Source organism: Protaetiibacter intestinalis (assembly GCF_003627075.1).
Lineage (GTDB): Bacteria > Actinomycetota > Actinomycetes > Actinomycetales > Microbacteriaceae > Homoserinibacter > Homoserinibacter intestinalis.
The window spans coordinates 1,863,118-1,879,944 of the sequence record NZ_CP032630.1; the positions used below are offsets into that span (position 1 = coordinate 1,863,118).

Genomic DNA, 16,827 nt, shown 5'->3' on the forward strand with positions numbered 1-16,827 from the left:
AATGCTCTAGCCTCGACCCACGAGGAGGAGTGACGTGGCGGAAATCGGCGCGGCAGAGGCAACACAGGCATGCCTCGAAGAAATTCGAGAGATGCTCGCTCGCAACTATCCGCGCTTCCGGCGTCGCGATATCCGCGCGATCATGCGCCGGCACGGCTTGACGGACGCCCCCGTCGCGCTCCTCTTGGGACCCGGCCGCCCCCCGATTCGTCGGCTTGTGCATTTCATGCGCGCTCTCCGCAGAGGGACACGCCCGACGCGGGAGGAACACCCGCTCTTCTCCGCATCCTTCTATCGCGCAACGAACCCTGATATCGCGTCCGCCGGCATTGATCCGTGGCTCCACTATCAGGTGTTCGGGCGCGCAGAAGGGCGATCCCCGCACCCATTCATCGATGTGTCGAGGCTCGCCGGCCAGCTGCCGGACACCCTGACCGCGGTTGTCGTCGATGCCTACCTGATGCGCCGCGAACACTGGCTGTTGAGCCCGAGCCCCTACATCGAGACCGAACACTTCGCGGCCGCGGGTCCCTGGGACGGCGTCACGCATCCACTCGTCCAAATCGCCGAGCAGTACCCCGCCGAGCCGTGGGTTCGCGCACGGCTGAGTCTCATCGACCTCGTCGATGCGCGCAGCCCGGAGCGCCACGCACTCGCGGCGCTGATGATGCTCGACCCGCGTCGAGTACATGCCGGTCGGCTTTCGGTGTGGAGCCGTACAGCGCCGCCGCCGTCAGATAGCCATGGCGCCTTTCGTGTCGTGCCCGGGTTCTTCGCGGGGCTCGACGGCACCGAGATCGTAGCGATCGGGCGTGAGGTCGTCAGTCGAGACGGCACGGCCGTGCGGAATCGACATGTCGTCGCGATCGCCGACGACGGCGAGCGCTACACGGCGTCGACGCTCGTCGTCGCGATCGGAGAGCTTGACCATCGAGCGCTGGGTGCGCTCGCTTCGCGCCTCGATGGGGGCGATATCGTCGCCCCCGTGGATGTGCAACAGGAGCGCGCGTTGAACATAGCGGGCGTCCGCACGCTTCCGTTCGGGCGCCAGGCCATCGTCGAGGCCCGACACCTCGAGCTGTGTGGCGAGGCGCAGCCGGTTCAGATCGAGGCCGCGGCCGCTCTTACTCGCGGCGGCTTCACCCCACCGAAGGTGCGCACGAGCGGCGTGATCGCGGCGCACAACCAGTTGAGATGGATCGAGACGGCCATTCGCAGCCTGGCGGCCGAGGCTGACGAGGTCGTCGTCGTCGACGACGGTTCGACGGATGGGACGGCCGAGCTCCTGGAAACCCTCGTGCGTGAGGAAGGCTTCACCCTCATCCGCAATACGGTCGCGCGGGGGGTGTCGGAGGCATATGCGGTCGCAGTAGAAGCCTCCAGCGGCGAGATCCTGCTGATCCAGGGTGGCGACGACCGCACGTTGCCTGGTCGTGCGGCGGCATCGATCGCTGCGCTCTCCGACCCGTCGGTCTCGCTCGTGCACAGCGACCCGGTCGTCATCGACGCGGACGGCAATGTCCTCCCGCACGGCGCGGCAGGTGAGTTCCAGGAACCACATGTCTCTGATGTCCTCCGGTATCTGGTCGAGACCGGGAACTTCATCTGTGCGCCGTCCGTCGCGATCCGGCGTGAGGACTACCTCGCCCACGGGGGATTCCCGGCGGGGATCGCGCTGTTGCAGGATTACGCTCTCTGGATCGAGCTCGCGCGAGTCGGACGATTCGACCGTCTGGACGCCCCCGTGGTCGAATACCGGAAGCACGGGGGGAACCTGTCGCGGGAATACACGGGGATCGACACCGCTCGCCGCCGGCGTCACGCGGTCGAGCTGAGCTGGGTGCGCGAGAGATTCATCCAGGCCGCCGATCGCCGTGATCTGGATCGCCTCGGCGCTCCGGCCGCGGCGAACGGACAACTGCTTGCGCGAGACGATCGCGCCCTCCTGCTGAGCTTCGCGCTGGGCGACCAGGGCGTGTTCCGTCGAGCAGTCGACGACTTGCTCACACGGGTCGCGAAGGACGGAGTCGAGGTGCTAGACACGCTCGGCATCGCGCCGGGCGACGTCGCGGAACTCATCTATCGTGCGGACCCCGAGAATCTCGCGGCCCTCGGACGCAGCGCGGCGGTGCTGCGCGCGCTCGGCGATTCGGCATCGGGCTGAAGCGTCGGCCGGCAGTCAGAGGAAGTTTCGGAGCGCCAGGTCGAACTCGTTCGTCGGCACCGAGAAGTCGGCATGGATCCAATGGTTCCGGTCGGGAAGCTCCGACAGCCGCGCCGCGCTCGATCCGAGCAGATACTCGAACGAGCACCCGGCGATCGAAGCGAGCACCGCAGGGAGGACGAAATCGGCGAGCTGTCGTGAGGTCAGTGCGAGGATGCGCGAACCCGGTCTCATGAAGAGATAGTTCGCCATGACGGCTCCGCTCGCTCCCACCAGCACCTCAGCGTCCGCGAAGAGCTTCCGCTGTTCGAAGTAGTCGAGTCCGCTCGGATCCACCACCTCAAGTCCATGGCGTCGGGCGATTCGGGCGAGCAAGTGCTCGTTGGTGATCCCGCGGTGCCGTGAACGGCGAGTGACGAAGATCTGGCGGCCGGCATGATTTCGAGCGGTATCCACCCCCCACTGGCGCCGCAGCTCGTCCAACGGAGCCCGGTTGGCGCGTATCCCGTCCGCCCAGGGGATCTTGGTGGTGTCGAGCACCTCTACCGGGGGCGCAGCCACGTGGAGTCTGCTGACAGCTTGCGCGACATCGGGATCGATGAACACCAACGGGCGATCGCTCACGTCTCGAAGGGCCTGGATGCCGGTCGGCGGCACCCGAGGCGTCACCAACAGGGGGACATTGGAGCGCACAGTTTCCGGAATCCCCACTACGCGCGGCAGGTACTCCACCATCCAGTGGAACCAGTTCGCATCGGACCTGCCGGCGAGCAGAATCGCCTCGTCGATCGGATCCCCGGTCGAGGCAGCCCGCCGCAGGAGCACACCTTCCGGATGCTGGGAGCTCCCGAACGTCGTCGTGTACTGACCGGCGACGAAGTCGCGCGCCGGATCGGCGGCGCCCTCATAGCAGATGAAGCGATCGCCCGAGGTGACTGTGCCGCCGTCCTGAATCAGTGCGTCATCAACCGTCAGCCATCCCGGATCGGGTGCGGGGAGCACCTGCTCCCTCTCGATTGCGGTGGCGCGGGATCCCGATACCTGCAGGTCGACCGCCTTCACCGGCACGATGCCGGAGCCTCCCGCCACCGGCCTGTCCACTCTCAACGCCGTGAGATCTGATGCGAACTCGGTGGAGAGTCCTTCGGCGGCGAGCCGGTAGCGGTCGGCCCAGCGGTCGTTCGTAGGGAACGTGGCGAGCGCTGCGGCCATCTGTTCTCTCAACCCATCCGAGCTGGGCGAGTCCACGAAGTCCCAGAGGAGCGCCGGGGACTCCTGAACGAGGGCGTCCAGCCACAACGCCGGGGACGATTCGGAGGGAACCGGCATGGATTGGATGGCGTCCAGGTAACCGAGGAGGTTCGGGGCCGGCTCGATGGTCCCGCCGATGCTGAGCAGTTGACGCCGCGCGAGGTCGTTCGAGGCAGGCAACGGCGAGTCCTGTTCCCGGTGCGAGACGAAGAACCGGAAGTCTGGACCGACGATGGGTCCTTCGGCGGTCACTCTCAGCCCGAAGCGCTGGAGCGCCCCGCGCACGCCGAGTTCCTTGCGGCGCGGGTGTCCGACCGCCACGGCGTAGCCTGAGTTCGCCGCCAGCAGGCGGGAGCGGTCGACACGGAACGGGCGCGAAACCCAGCCCGTGTAGACGACACGTCGCCTCGAGGGCGGCTTGCTGCCGGACCCGAGGCCCTCGATCAGCCGGCGGATCTGGTCGAGGTGGTCGACTTGATGATCGCGCCTGAAGGCGATCGCGAGATCGGCGACGCGGTCGGCAAAGCTGCGATAGCCCGTGCTCATCCGAGTTCTGCACCGAGCGGGGTGAGTATCCCGTCGGTCTCGCGATAGCGATCACCAGTCGCTGCGTCGACGAGGTCGCCGTCCTCCGGCAGAAGCGGACGTCCGCTTCGGCCCACCCATCCGATCCGACTGGCCGGAACACCGGCGACTAGCGCGTGTGCAGGAACGTCCTTGACGACGACCGCGCCCGCCGCGACGGTCGCCCACGCGCCGATCGAAAGGGGCGCTACGCAGACGGCGCCAGCGCCGATCGACGCGCCATATTCGACCCGCACACCGACGGGAATCCAGTCGGCTGCCGACTTGAGGGTGCCGGCGGGCGTGACCGCGCGCGGATACTCGTCGTTGGTGAACACCACTCGTGGTCCGATGAAGACGGCGTCAGCAACGACGGCAGGCTCGTAGATGTAGGCGCCATTCTGGATCTTGCAGTCGGCGCCGATGCGAACGTCGGGACCGACATACGCGTCTCGTCCGATACTCGTTTTCGCGCCGATATGCACACCTTCACGGATGTGGGTGTGGCCCCACACCGTAACGCTGTCGTCGAGGATGGCCGCTGGGTGGACGTCGGCTGTGGGGTCGATCACTGTCGAATTCTACGCGCCCGCTTATCCGGGGACCCTCAGCCCTGCTGGGGTAGTGTCGACGGGTGGAAAACTGGACGCTCCCTGCCGTGATCCCGGTTCCGGCGATGCGCGATGATCTCGGAGCTCTCGGTGTCGTCGAAAAAGACAGCCCCTTTCCGTTCCCCATCAAGCGCGTGTACTTCTTGTACGACGTTCCGGCGGATGCGGTGCGCGGTTCGCACGCGCACAAGGCGCTCCACCAGCTGATCATCCCGATCGCGGGCAGCTTCCGCGTTGCGCTCGACGATGGTCGCACGCGCTCCGACTTCCTCCTCTCGAGCCCCGACCAGGGCTTGACCGTGCCGCCCGGGTACTGGCGGACTCTGCACGACTTCACTGCCGGTTCCGCCGCCCTCGTGCTGGCCTCGGAGGAGTACGACCCGACCGACTACATCCGCGACTACGACGCGTTCGTGGCGTGGGCCAGCCGTGGCTGACGTCTTGTCGGCGCCGCACGAGCCGATCCTTCCCGCCTGACGGCGGACGCCCAGTTCGGGCAGACCTAGCGTTGCTAGGCTTTCGCACGCCTCCACCCCAGCCAGGAAGAGAGCAGAATGCCTCAGGTCCGCCCCGGTCTCGTGTCGGTCGTCCTCGTGAACTACCGCGGGACCGATGACACATTGGCGGCGATCGATGCGCTCGGAAAGCTGGACTGGCCCGCTGAGCGGCTCGAGATCATCGTCGTCGAGAACGCATCCGGTGACGATAGCCTGAAGCGTCTGCGCGCGGAAGCGTCGGAGGTCACGATCGTGCCGTCGAAGACGAATCTCGGATTCGCCGGAGGATGCAATCTCGGGGTGTCCCGCAGTTCCGGTGAGGTCGTCGCGTTCCTCAACAACGATGCTCGACCGGACGAGAACTGGATCGGCGCGGCGATGGAGGCGTTCGACCGCTCGCCGCGGGTCGGTGCCGTCGCGAGTCGGGTGCTCGACTGGGACGGCAAACTGGTTGACTTCGTCGATGCCGCGCTCACCTGGTACGGCATGGGCTACAAGCCGCTCACCGGTGACCGCCCGCCGTCGCGCGGTGACCAGGCCCATCCGGTGCTGTTCGGCACGGGCGCTGCGATGTTCGTGCGCCGGGAGGTGTACGAGGAGCTCGGAGGCTTCGACGAGCGCTACTTCATGTTCTTCGAGGACGTCGACTTCGGGTGGCGACTCAACCTCGCCGGGTGGCGGTTCTCGTATGAACCAGCCTCGCTCGCCTTCCATCGGCACCACGCGTCGATGAAGGACTTCGGTTCGTACCGAGAGCAGTACCTGTTGGAGCGCAATGCCCTCTTCACGCTCTACAAGAACCTCGAGTCGGAGGCGCTCAATCGAGTGCTCCCGGCCGCGATGGCCCTCGCGGTACGACGCAGCGTGGCCAAGGCAGGGGTGGACTCCGCCTCGCTCGACCTCCGTGCCGCCGTTTCCGACGAGACCGACCACGTCTCGGTGTCGCGGCAGTTGCTGCCCGGGGTCTTCGCGATCGATCAGTTCGTCAAGGAGCTCACCGAGCTCGCGGCCGACCGGGAACGGATCCAAGAGGGCCGGCGCGTGAGCGATGCGAAGTTGTGGGCTCTGTTCGGAATGACCGACGTTCCCGCGTTCACCGACGACTACTACCTGGACGGATACGAGAACATCGTGCAGACATTCGACGTGCTGAGCGAGCCGGCGCGCTCGCGCGTGTTGATCATCACGGGCGACCCGATCGGCCCGAAGCTTGCCGGTCCGGCCATCCGGGCCTGGAATATGGCGGAAATCCTCGCAGAGGACGCCGAGGTCCGCCTCCTCACCCTGCAGGGCGCCGCGCACATCGAGGCGCCGTTCGAGATCGTGCATGTGGCGCCCGGGAACGAGAAGGCCTTCGCTCTCCACGAGGCGTGGGCGGAGGTCATCGTCTTCCAGGGGCACGCGATGGCCGTCTTCGACACCCTGCGCCGCTCGTCGAAGATCCTCGTCGTCGATGTCTACGACCCCATGCACCTCGAACAGCTCGAGCAGGCGCGGGAGTTGGGGTCGGCGGCATGGGAGAAGCAGGTGTCCGACGCCACCGAGGTGCTCAACGAGCAACTCGAGCGGGGAGACTTCTTCCTCTGCGCCTCAGAGCGTCAGCGGCACTTCTACCTCGGCCAGCTCGCCGGTCTCGGTCGCGTCAACCCCTCCACCTACCGCGGTGACCCCGACCTGACCGGCCTCATCGCGGTGGCGCCATTCGGGTTGTCCGCGACCCCGCCTGTCCATGAGCGGGACGTTCTGCGAGGTGTGTTGCCGGGCATCACCGCCGACGACAAGGTGCTCATCTGGAGCGGGGGGCTCTACAACTGGTTCGACCCCGAAACGCTGATCCGGGCCGTCGCCGACCTCGAGGAACGCCGTGGTCGCGTGCGGCTCTTCTTCCAGGGCACCAAGCACCCGCATCCGGGCGTTCCCGAGATGGAGATCGTGGAGCGCTCGCGGCGCCTGGCGGGCGAGCTCGACGTGCTCGATCGCGCCGTCTTCTTCAACGACTCATGGGTCGAATATGCAGACCGCCAGAATTACCTGCTCGAGGCGGATGCGGGGGTCAGCACCCACTTCGCCCACGTCGAGACGACATTCTCCTTTCGCACCCGAATCCTCGACTACCTCTGGGCGGGCCTTCCGATGGTCGTGACCGATGGCGACCATTTCGCCGGGCTGGTGCGCGAACGAGAACTCGGCATCGTCGTGCCGGCGGGCGACGTGGAGGCTCTGAGCGCCGCCCTGGAGAAGGTGCTGTTCGACGACGCGTTCCGAGATCGGGTTCGGGAGAATGTCGCGCGGGTGCGCGAGGACTACGTCTGGGAGCGCACTCTTCTGCCGCTCGTGGACTTCATTCGCGAACCGCGGCGCGCAGCCGATCGCAGTGTCGTGCTGCCGCGACGGAAATCCGCGCGTCGTCGTCGCCGCTCGGGGCTCGGTCATGATGTTCGACAGGCCCTTCACTACCTCCGGCATGGGGGACCACGTGTTGTCGCGGAGAAGGTCTCCCGGCGCCTGCGGCGGTCGTGAGCGCACCCCGCATCTCGGTCGCCCTGTGCACCCGCAACGGTGGCCGTTTCGTCGCCGAACAGTTGCGGAGCATCCTGGAGCAGTCGCATCCCGTCGATCAGATCGTCGTCTCCGACGATGCATCGACCGACGACACCGTGGCGGTCGTCCGGGCCGTGCTCGACGAGCACCCTGCCTCCGACCGTTCCGACGTCGTCCTCACGAATGAGCGCCCGCTGGGGGTCACCTCGAACTTCGAGCAGGCGATCGCAGCCTGCTCAGGTGATCTGATCATCCTCTCCGATCAAGACGATGTGTGGCATGCCGAGCGGGTGGCGAGCGCGGTACAGACGTTGGGAGAGCCGGGCGCGTCGCTGGTGCACAGCGACGCGCGACTGGTCGACGCCGATGGGCGTGACCTTGGTGTCTCCCTTTTGCGCGCCCTCGAAGTCTCCGATGCCGACACGCAGCGTATTCTCGCGCGCGATGCGGTGCACGTCTTCATCCGACGCAATCTCGCGACAGGTGCGACGATCGCGTTTCGGCGGGAGCTCTTCTCGCTCTGCCGGCCGTTCCCTCCCATCTGGCTGCACGATGAGTGGCTCGCGATGATCGCGGCCGCGACGGGGGGGCTTCGCCTGGATCTCCGCGAGCTCATCGACTATCGGCAGCACGGAGGGAATGAGGTTGGCGCGCGCGTGCCCACGTTCGCGGACAAGCTCGGTCGGCTCAGCGAGGTCCGCGGCGAGCACAACGTGCGACTCGCTGAGCGCGCAGCGGAACTCGCCCGGAGGGTGCCCGCGCTACCGGACGTCGATCCCGATGTCGTACGCCTGGTCGATGACAAGGCGGCGTTCGAACGATTCCGTGCAGAGCTTTCGCCGCATCGCCTGCGTCGGCTCGCACCGGTTATCCGTCGGGCGCGACGAGGCGACTACGCGCGGTTGTCCAGCCGCGGGGGTCTCGACGTGTTCCGCGATCTGTTGCAGCCAGCAACGAAAGGCTGAACCGGCATCAGCGAGCGTCTTCGCCCTGCTGCGCCTCCTCGATCTCGCGCACATGCAGTTCCAGGAGCGCCACCGTCTCGGCGAGCGCTCGGGTCTTGCGCTCGAGCGTCGTGAGTTCGGTGCTGTGCTGGATGCAGACGAGGAAGAGCAACGCGATGCTCACGAAGAACACGAGGTTGGTTGGAACCGAGATGCCGATCAGTGCGGCGATCCAATCGAGCGTGCCGGGGAAGATGCTCACGATGAGTGCGAGCAGGCCGCCTCCCAACCACAGGATCGCATGCCTCTCCCTCAGTCGCTGTCGACGGAGGGACTCGATCACCACGATTAGCACGAACAGTGCGCTGAGGACTCCGAACGCGTAGAGGATCGGGCTCATGGTCTCGCGGCTTCCGCGTAGGTGGACCGGGGATGAATCAGTGCGAACACGAGAGCGATCATCGCTCGTCCCAGGAAAACGGTCGACTTGAACGGTCCGTGCGATGGAGACCCGCCCGCTCGGGGTCTCATCGCGACCGGGACCTGCGTGACACGACAGTCGCTGCGGGCCGCGATGACCAGCGCTTCCACCGTGTCGCCGAGATACTCGGCGGGATAGTGCTCGGCGAAGAGGCGGATCGCGCGGTCGCCCGCGGCCTTGAACCCCGATGTGCTGTCGGTCAGCCTGTGGCCCGTCACGCGGCTGAGTACCGCCGAGAGGATACCCATCGCCCACTTGCGCGGCCCCCGAACGCGGTAATCGCCGACGCCGGCGAATCTCGCGCCGATCACGAGGTCTGCGTCGTCGAGCGCTCCCACGAGAGTGGCGATCGCGGCCGGATCGTGCTGGCCGTCCGCGTCGAGTTGAACGACGACGTCATATCCGTGCGCCGCACCATATCGGTAGCCGGTGCGCATGGCGCCGCCAACACCCAGGTTGAAGGGAAGGGACGCTGTGCGCGCGCCGCTCGCCTGGGCGACGGCGGCGGTCCCGTCGCGAGACCCGTCGTCGACGACGAGGCAGTCCACCTCGGGGGCGACCCGCTGCAACTCCCGGATGACTGCCGGCAACGTCTCCGCCTCGTTGTATGCCGGGATCACGACGAGGACCCGCGGTGTCTCGTTGCCCATGAAAGCACTCTACTGGGCGGTCGTCGAGTGCCATCTATCGCTCAACGGGCGCGGGGGCGACTACCGCGTGACTGCTGCGGGCGACCATGATCAAGAATGTCGCCAATGCGATCGATCCCACCACCCAAACCCAGGTGGGTCCGAATCCCACCTTCCACCACCACTCCGCCTGACCATCGAGATCCACCCCACCGACATCGTCGCCGGTAACGTAGCGTCGGATGTTGGTGTGCAGCGCCACCGCGTTGGCGATCGAGAGTCCGCCGACCACGATGCCCATCTGAGCGCCGGACAGCCCGAGGTCGTCGCGGGAACGCCACAGCGCGACTCCGGCGAGAAGGATGATGAGCGGCAGAACATAGCGTGGCTGCACGGCGGTTCCCACCATCACTCCGTCGTGGACGAGGATGTACATCGGCACCACCACGAGCGCGGCGAACGCCGCGATCACGGTGATCGCCTTTCGCAGATCGGGGCGACCGATTCCGACGAACAGCCCGGCGCCGTAGATGATGAGCGTGGTCACCCAGACGACTCCCGGCATCGTGGTATCCAGCCAGCCAAGGCCCCAGGTGCCGAATACTCCGCTCCACAGCTGCGGGAGCAGGAGGAGGTTTCCGAAGATGAGCGTGATCAGGGAGGCGTCTCCCGTGGAGGTGTCCGGCGCGACGATGGCCGACTGCCCGACGCTCAGGAAGAACGAGACGGCGACCACACAGATCCCGACACCGAGCAGGCTCGACATCCAGAACCGTCGGGAGTTCTCGAACAGGAGGATCGAGGCCGCGCCGACCCCGAGCACAGCGTAGACGGCGGAGTCGGCGCGAGCGCCCGAGCCCATGACGGCGGCGAGTACCGCCAATGAGGCGAAGGCGATGCGGTGCCCGCGGCGGCTCTCGCGTAGATATTCGGCATAGGCGACCCACAGCGTCATGGCTGAAAGCACCGACCAGCTACTGGGGTTGAGGCTCGGGATGAGGAAGATCCCGAGGGGGATCGAACTTATCGCCGCGGCCCACAACAACGGTGCGCGGCGGCCCCGCGGGAGGAGCAGGTAGAGCGCCGTCGTGAGGGCCACGAAGATGGCTGCGTTGACGAGTCGCATGGCGATCACGGACGCGTCCAGGCTCTGGCTCGCGAACACGGCGAACAACCCATAGAACAGCGGTGGATATCCGCCGGCGAAGTTACCGCGATTGGTGTTGACGAGCTCGTCCATGGGCGACAGCGTGCACGAGGCGCTCTTCTCCGAGTCGAACGCGAAGCAGCCCGCGCTCTCCAGAAGAGGGAGAGGCACGCGGCGCTCGGTTGGCGCGTCGCCCTCCTCGCAGAGGCCGGGTCGTTCGCCGAGTCCGCACCAGATGCTCGTGAGGTGGTAGTCCTCGTCGGGGCTCGCTCCGGGCGGGGAGGCGAGCGCCCAGCTGCCGAGAGCGATCAGCAGAGCGGCCGGCATGATGAGCGCTCGCAGGATCGCGGGTACGCGCGAGCGCGCGGCGGTCGAACGGAACTCGGGCACGTGCCAACGTTAGTGTGTCGGGCCCGCCGCCTTCGCCGAATAGTATTGAAGGTCGTCGGTTTCGTGGGCGGAAGATGAGTGGAGAGCGGATGTCGGACGTTGCAGGCGATGCCGACCGAATCGAGTTGTCCGTCGTCATCCCCACGTTCAATGCGGCTCCGTGGCTTTCCTCGACGCTCGATGCGATGATCGAGGCGGTGGTTCGCAGTGGGATGACTGCTGAGATCATCGTGGTCGACGACGGTTCGACTGACGAGACGTCCCTGGTGCTCGAAGGTTTTCGGGAACGGACCGTGGTGCCCCTGCGTGTGATCTCCCAGAACAATCGAGGACGTTTCCTGGCGCGCTGGGCGGGGGTCAGTGCGGCCGCCGCGCACCGCGTGCTGCTTCTCGACGCACGTGTCGTCCTCGACGCGGGATCGCTCGCGCACGTCGCCGCGCATCCGGAGGTCGAGAGCTGGAACGGTCATGTTGTCACCGACCCCGCCACTCCGCTCGTCGGCAGGTTCTGGGAGGTTCCGACGTCGGTCTTCTGGCGACACTATCTCGCACGACCGCGACCGATCGACATCACCTCGCAACTGTTCGACCGGGTCCCCAAAGGCACAGGCTGCCTCATCATCGGTCGAGACGAGTATCTCCGTGTCGCCCGCGAGGAGTGGCCCGACGAAGCCACCGCGCATCTCGTCTCGGACGACACCAAGCTGCTGCGATCCCTCGTCGCCAGCGCACCGCTACGGCTCGACCCCGGCTTCGCCGCCGTCTACCGTCCGCGTACGAGCGTGCCGAGCTTCCTCTCGCACGCGTTCACGCGCGGCACGCTGTTCGTCGACAGCTACGCGGGGACCACCCGCGGTCGGAATCTGGCCCTGGTGGCGCTCATCGCATTGCCGCCGCTCGCACTATTCACGGTCGTCGTCCTCGCGGGCGTTGGCGCCTGGGGTGCTTTCGCCAGCCTGCTGGTGGCTGTCGTTCTCGCACTCGCGGCGCTCCCCGTCGCGGCACTGCTCGCCCGCTGCAGTTGGCGTCCGGTGCTCTCGTACCTCGTCTACGTGCTGCCCTTCGGGGCGGTGTTCTGGGCCGGACTGACTCGAGGGGCTGTCGTGCACCGGTCAGCCTTCCGGCACGGGAGGGGCGGCGATCGCATTACCGTTGAGTCTCGATGATCATCTTCGTATACGGCACCACGGCAGAGGCGATCAAGATCGCTCCGGTGGCGCGCCGCCTTGCGGCTCGCGGCATCGCATTCCAGCAGTGGCTGACCATGCAGCACACCGACTCCCTGCGCGAGATCCTGCCGACTCTCGGCCTTCCACAGCCCGACCGCATCATCGCGGACGGCAATCGCGGCAAGCCGCTCAAGACCAAGGGCGACGTCGTCCACTGGCTCTGGGCGGTGGTGCGCTGGGTAGCCCGCAACGCACGCACATTGCGCTCCGAGCTGCCCGACGACACGGTGATCGTGGTGCACGGTGACACCATGACGACCGTCGTTGGTGCCTGGCTCGCACGGCGAATCCGTGTGCCGAGCGCCCATATCGAGGCCGGCCTACGTTCCGGCAACTGGCGGCATCCGTTCCCGGAGGAGCTCGATCGGCGCATCGTGGGCCATCTCGCGACCATCCATTATCCGCCGTCGGACGAAGCAGCCGAACACCTGCGAGGTCGCGACAACGTGGTGAACACCCACCGCAACACCGTCGTCGATGCTGTGCTCGATCAGGGCGAGGACGCGACGGTCGGTGAGCCGTACGGCGTCGTGCTGCTTCATCGCTTCGAGTTCATCTCGAACCCGGCGCTGGTCGACGAGACGATCGGGACGATCGCGGAGCATGCCGCGGTTCCCCTGCGCCTGATGGTCGACGCGTACTCGGAGGGAGCATTGCGCGAAGCGCTCGACCGGCATGACAAGCGCGGGGTGTTCCAGCCGCAACCCAAGTTGCGTCATCAGGAGTTCATCGGTCTACTCAAGGGAGCGGAGTTCATCGTCACGGACTCCGGCGGGATCCAGGCGGAGGCGGCGCTGTTGGGCGTGCCGACTCTCATCCATCGAAAGGCGACCGAGCAGCACGAGGGCATCGGGGCGAACATCACCCTGTCCCAGTGGGATCAGAGCGTGGTCACGCGGTTCCTCGAGGAGTACGAGCACCATCGTGTGCCACTGCAGGTGCCTGAGATCTCGCCCTCCGACATCATCGTGGAAGACCTCATCTCTCGCGGATTCGCTCGAACATGAGCATGCCGTCCGCGCCCCGGCCGCCGATCGGCGCGATGATGCGGCACGGGCGGTCCGTGCTCGAGATGGCGATCGCCACCGTGGTCGGCGTGCTCGCCACGGCCGGATTCCAGCTCGTCGCGATCAACGGGCTGTCCCCGGAGGACTTCGGCCTGCTCGCCGCGTTCCTCGCGGTGATCAATGTCGTCTCCGTCGGCAGTGCTGCGTTGCGGACCTCCGTCGCGGTGACGGTCGCGGAAGGCGGTACCGTGACGCCCGCTCGTCGATTGCGCGACGGCACCTTGCTCGAGGCGATCGTGCTCGGGGGCGCCGCCGCCGCCGTGTTGCTGTTGGCATCTCCGCTGCTCGCCACCCTGCTCGACGCCGACGTCCGCGCCGTGTTCGCCACCGCAGCTGCTGCCCTGCCCTACTTCCTGTTCGCAAGGGCTCAGGGGATACTGCAGGGGCGCGGGCGGGCTCGCGCGGTCGTGTGGTGGACGACCGGGTCGCAGGTCGCGGTGCTCCTGTTCGCGATGGTCGTGCTGCTGTCCCAGGGCGGCGTCGACGGACTGCTGCTCGTCGTCGTCGTCGTCACCCTCGCCTTCACGGCGGGCTCCACCTGGCATGCATCGCGGGGGATGGCTCCATTGTCGGCTCGTGCCTTCACCTCCGGCGGTGTGGTCGTGCTCGCCATCACCATCGGCTTCGCGTGGCTCACGAGCGCGGACGTCATCTTCGTGCGCGCAGGAGTGGGCGGCGACGACGCCGGAGCGTATGCGGCAGCCGGGGTCCTGGTGAAGGCCCTCTTGATCGTCCCGGCGACGCTCGGCCTCTACCTGCTGCCACGGTTCGTCGGACGCCGTGACGACGCGGCCATGACCCGGCTCGGCGTGAATGTCATCCTCGCCATCACGGTCCTCTGCGGCCTCCTCATGGTGCTGGCGACGTGGTTGTTCGGCCCGTGGCTCGTCGGCGTGCTGTACCCGGAGAGTTACGCATTGACCTCCCAACTGCTGCCCTGGATGGCTCTCATGTGGCTGCCGTGGGCCGCGGCGCAGGGGGTGCTCGTGCGCATCACGGCGGCGAGGTCAAGAGCGGGCATGGTGATCGTCCTGCTCGTCGTGGCCCTCCAGACCGCTGTGGCGCTGCTCACGCTGCACGATCTCGAGGCCTTCATGCTCGGCTATGGCTTGACGGGTCTCGCCGCGCTCATTGCACTCTTCGCCGTGCACGCCGCGACATCCCGGACGCTCCCGCCTATTGTGTGAGGAGTTGCTCGACGACTCGATGCGCGGGCAGCACCGATCGTCTCTCTGCTGCGCTATCGGCGCGACCTTCGATGAGGTCGAGGAAGTGCCCAAACTGGGCGACGAGGGGCTCGGCCGACTGCCGGATGTCCGGAACCTCGAGGACCGACTCCTGTCGGTAGCCACGTCCATCGGAATCTGCGGGCTCGAGATCCAGGCTGCGGTGGATGGTGACGTTCTTGCGGAGCAGATCGATCTCGATCAACCGGTCGACCTCGTGCACCCAAAGGGAGCGGACCTTCCGCTGGCTGATCCGACTGGCGGATACATGCGCGATCTCGCGGTCAGGGAACACCAGCGTGGTCTCGGCGATGTCCTCGGCGTGTGGGAGGGACCGCGGATCGTGTACCCCGGTGAAGCCACGCACGTGCGACGGTTCGCCACCGAAGATCAAGCAGACGAGGTCGACGTCGTGCACGAGCAGGTCCCAGGCAACGCCTGTTCGGATCCGAGGCGCATACGGCGAGTGGCGCGTCGCGATCACATGAACCGGCTCGTCGATGATCGCCCGGGCCTCGAGGAATCCCGGATTGAAGCGCTCGGCGAAGCCGCACATGAGAGGCAGGTCCTGCGCTTCCGCGAGCGCGAGGAGTTTCTCCGTCTGGGCGAGACCGGGTGCGATGGGCTTCTCCACCAGGAGGGGGATCCCCGCCCCCAGGATGTGCTCGGCGATCGCCTCGTGAGTCTCCGTCGGTGTGGCGACTACGACGCCCTGCACCGTCGAGAGCAGTTCGTCGTCGAGATCGGCGAACCATCGAGTGCCATGTGTGGTGGCGACGGCTTGACCGAGGTCGGCGTTCGGTTCGACCACGCCGACAAGGTCGGCGGCGTTCGACTGGGCGATGACACGAAGGTGGCGCGAGCCCATGGCTCCCGCGCCGATCACGGCGAGACGTGGTCGCGCCATCTCACTCGGCTCCCATGATCGAACGTACGCTGCTGACAATGTGGTGGACGTCGTCGTCGCTGAGCTCAGGGTGCACAGGCAGCGATAGGACCTCGCCCGCGATTCGTCGGGCGACGGGGTACTCCTCGATCACCACATCGTCGCGATCCTGATAGCTCGCGTAGTCGACCACCAGCTTGGGGTAGTAGATGCCGTTTCCGACACCCGCTTCGGTGAGGCGGGCCGAGAGTTCGTCGCGATCCACTGACGCGTCGGACGTAACACGGATCGTGTACTGATGCCACACGTGCGAGCGGCCTGGGATTTCTCGGGGGGCGACGAGGCCGGCGACGCCTGCCAGCCCCTCGCAAAGCTTCTCGGCATTCCGCCGTCGGCTCTTGAGCGCGGCGGGATAGCGGTCGAGTTGGGGCACGACCAGCGCCGCCTGCAGGTCGGTCATGCGGTAGTTGTGACCCGCCATCACGTACTCATAGCGCGCACGCATGCCCTGATTGCGCATGATGCGCAGGCGCTCGGCGAGAGCATCGTCGTCGGTAGTGATCACTCCGCCTTCGCCCGTTGTCAGGTTCTTGGTCGCGTAGAACGAGAACGAGCCGATGCCGAAAGATCCCGCCTTACGCTCGCCCTGGGCAGCGCCGTGCGACTGTGCCGCGTCCTCGACGATCATGAGGCCGTTCTCGTTGGCCAATCGCGCGATCGAGACCATGTCTGCGATCTGGCCGTACAGATGCACGGGCATGAGCACGCGTGTGCGATCTGTGATGGCGGCCGCGAGCGAGCCTGCGGTGACGTTGAAGTCGTCCGGCGAGATGTCGGCGAACCGAACGGTGGCTCCGGCCTCGAGGATCGCGTTGATCGTCGCGATGAAGGTGAAGGGCGAGGTGACGACCTCTTCTCCGGGACGAAGATCCAATGCGGTGAGCGCGGCGACCAGGGAGGTCGTTCCGTTGTTCACTGCGACCGCATGCCGAACCCCGGTGAGCTCGGCGAAGCGCGCCTCGAACTCCTCGACGACAGGTCCTTGCGCGATCCTCCCCGAGCGGAGCACCTCGAGCACCCGACGTTCCTCCTCGTCGCCGAACCGGACCACTGAGATCGGAATCATCCGCCAGCCTCCTTCTGCGGTCGGGTAGACCGCGGAATGATTCTATGGTGGGCGCCAGGAGGCGCTGTACGCGT

Annotated in this window: 14 protein-coding genes; 7 read left to right on the forward strand and 7 right to left on the reverse strand. The window is 66.7% G+C overall.

The window, feature by feature from the left end; all coding sequences use genetic code 11:
• The first annotated feature begins 34 nt into the window (after positions 1-34).
• Positions 35-2,164 carry a glycosyltransferase gene (locus tag D7I47_RS08805; RefSeq protein ID WP_157981683.1) on the forward strand — a complete coding sequence of 710 codons (2,130 nt, stop codon included), beginning with the start codon at positions 35-37 and terminating at the stop codon, positions 2,162-2,164.
• Positions 2,165-2,179: 15 nt separating this feature from the next.
• On the opposite strand, the gene D7I47_RS08810 is transcribed toward D7I47_RS08805, so the two are convergent.
• Together D7I47_RS08810 and D7I47_RS08815 are read right to left on the reverse strand one after the other, a co-directional pair.
• Entirely contained in the window at positions 2,180-3,961 is a 1,782-nt protein-coding gene (locus tag D7I47_RS08810; protein ID WP_120762694.1) for a glycosyltransferase family 61 protein, read from the reverse strand.
• Positions 3,958-4,551 (reverse strand): acyltransferase, encoded by a 594-nt coding sequence (locus D7I47_RS08815; RefSeq protein ID WP_120762695.1) that lies wholly within the window; start codon positions 4,549-4,551, stop codon positions 3,958-3,960. Before D7I47_RS08815 ends, D7I47_RS08810 begins: the two co-directional genes overlap by 4 nt.
• Positions 4,552-4,613: 62 nt before the next feature.
• On the opposite strand from D7I47_RS08815, the gene D7I47_RS08820 reads away from it, so the two are divergent.
• The 3 genes from D7I47_RS08820 (at position 4,614) to D7I47_RS08830 (ending at position 8,593) form a co-directional block, all read left to right on the forward strand.
• Positions 4,614-5,027, forward strand: a complete 414-nt coding sequence (locus D7I47_RS08820) for a sugar 3,4-ketoisomerase (protein WP_227000556.1) — start codon at positions 4,614-4,616, stop codon at positions 5,025-5,027.
• A gap of 117 nt (positions 5,028-5,144) precedes the next feature.
• Positions 5,145-7,607 (forward strand): glycosyltransferase, encoded by a 2,463-nt coding sequence (locus D7I47_RS08825; protein ID WP_120762696.1) that lies wholly within the window; start codon positions 5,145-5,147, stop codon positions 7,605-7,607.
• Complete coding sequence (locus tag D7I47_RS08830) at positions 7,604-8,593, forward strand: glycosyltransferase family 2 protein (RefSeq protein ID WP_120762697.1); 990 nt, start codon at positions 7,604-7,606, stop codon at positions 8,591-8,593. The genes D7I47_RS08825 and D7I47_RS08830 overlap by 4 nt, the downstream gene beginning before the upstream one ends.
• 7 nt (positions 8,594-8,600) lie before the next feature.
• Here D7I47_RS08830 and D7I47_RS08835 read toward each other — a convergent pair whose 3' ends face one another.
• Genes D7I47_RS08835 through D7I47_RS08845 form a run of 3 tightly spaced genes read right to left on the reverse strand, consistent with a single transcriptional unit; the run spans position 8,601 to position 11,219 of the window.
• Positions 8,601-8,972: a DUF2304 domain-containing protein gene (locus D7I47_RS08835; protein WP_120762698.1), complete on the reverse strand. Its 372-nt coding sequence runs from the start codon at positions 8,970-8,972 to the stop codon at positions 8,601-8,603.
• Positions 8,969-9,703, reverse strand: a complete 735-nt coding sequence (locus tag D7I47_RS08840) for a glycosyltransferase family 2 protein (RefSeq protein WP_120762699.1) — start codon at positions 9,701-9,703, stop codon at positions 8,969-8,971. Before D7I47_RS08840 ends, D7I47_RS08835 begins: the two co-directional genes overlap by 4 nt.
• A 34-nt stretch (positions 9,704-9,737) precedes the next feature.
• On the reverse strand, positions 9,738-11,219 hold the full coding sequence (locus tag D7I47_RS08845; RefSeq protein ID WP_120762700.1) for a DUF2142 domain-containing protein: 1,482 nt from the start codon (positions 11,217-11,219) through the stop codon (positions 9,738-9,740).
• A gap of 89 nt (positions 11,220-11,308) precedes the next feature.
• On the opposite strand from D7I47_RS08845, the gene D7I47_RS08850 reads away from it, so the two are divergent.
• From D7I47_RS08850 to D7I47_RS08860, 3 genes are all read left to right on the forward strand, one after another.
• Complete coding sequence (locus D7I47_RS08850) at positions 11,309-12,385, forward strand: glycosyltransferase family A protein (RefSeq protein WP_120763887.1); 1,077 nt, start codon at positions 11,309-11,311, stop codon at positions 12,383-12,385.
• Positions 12,382-13,455 (forward strand): UDP-N-acetylglucosamine 2-epimerase, encoded by a 1,074-nt coding sequence (locus tag D7I47_RS08855; protein ID WP_120762701.1) that lies wholly within the window; start codon positions 12,382-12,384, stop codon positions 13,453-13,455. The genes D7I47_RS08850 and D7I47_RS08855 overlap by 4 nt, the downstream gene beginning before the upstream one ends.
• A gap of 65 nt (positions 13,456-13,520) precedes the next feature.
• Positions 13,521-14,702, forward strand: a complete 1,182-nt coding sequence (locus D7I47_RS08860; RefSeq protein ID WP_157981684.1) for a polysaccharide biosynthesis protein — start codon at positions 13,521-13,523, stop codon at positions 14,700-14,702.
• On the opposite strand, the gene D7I47_RS08865 is transcribed toward D7I47_RS08860, so the two are convergent.
• Positions 14,692-15,648 carry a Gfo/Idh/MocA family protein gene (locus D7I47_RS08865; protein ID WP_120762703.1) on the reverse strand — a complete coding sequence of 319 codons (957 nt, stop codon included), beginning with the start codon at positions 15,646-15,648 and terminating at the stop codon, positions 14,692-14,694. The genes D7I47_RS08860 and D7I47_RS08865 overlap by 11 nt on opposite strands.
• Before the next feature lies 1 nt (position 15,649).
• Positions 15,650-16,753 carry a DegT/DnrJ/EryC1/StrS family aminotransferase gene (locus D7I47_RS08870; protein ID WP_120762704.1) on the reverse strand — a complete coding sequence of 368 codons (1,104 nt, stop codon included), beginning with the start codon at positions 16,751-16,753 and terminating at the stop codon, positions 15,650-15,652.
• Positions 16,754-16,827: the final 74 nt, after the last annotated feature.

Coding starts and splice junctions, on each gene's coding strand:
- D7I47_RS08810 (WP_120762694.1), bottom strand. CDS start 3,961: ATGAGCACGGGCTATCGCAGCTTTGCCGACCGCGTCGCCGATCTCGCG.
- D7I47_RS08825 (WP_120762696.1), top strand. CDS start 5,145: ATGCCTCAGGTCCGCCCCGGTCTCGTGTCGGTCGTCCTCGTGAACTAC.
- D7I47_RS08835 (WP_120762698.1), bottom strand. CDS start 8,972: ATGAGCCCGATCCTCTACGCGTTCGGAGTCCTCAGCGCACTGTTCGTG.
- D7I47_RS08840 (WP_120762699.1), bottom strand. CDS start 9,703: ATGGGCAACGAGACACCGCGGGTCCTCGTCGTGATCCCGGCATACAAC.
- D7I47_RS08850 (WP_120763887.1), top strand. CDS start 11,309: ATGTCGGACGTTGCAGGCGATGCCGACCGAATCGAGTTGTCCGTCGTC.
- D7I47_RS08855 (WP_120762701.1), top strand. CDS start 12,382: ATGATCATCTTCGTATACGGCACCACGGCAGAGGCGATCAAGATCGCT.
- D7I47_RS08860 (WP_157981684.1), top strand. CDS start 13,521: ATGGCGATCGCCACCGTGGTCGGCGTGCTCGCCACGGCCGGATTCCAG.
- D7I47_RS08865 (WP_120762703.1), bottom strand. CDS start 15,648: ATGGCGCGACCACGTCTCGCCGTGATCGGCGCGGGAGCCATGGGCTCG.
- D7I47_RS08870 (WP_120762704.1), bottom strand. CDS start 16,753: ATGATTCCGATCTCAGTGGTCCGGTTCGGCGACGAGGAGGAACGTCGG.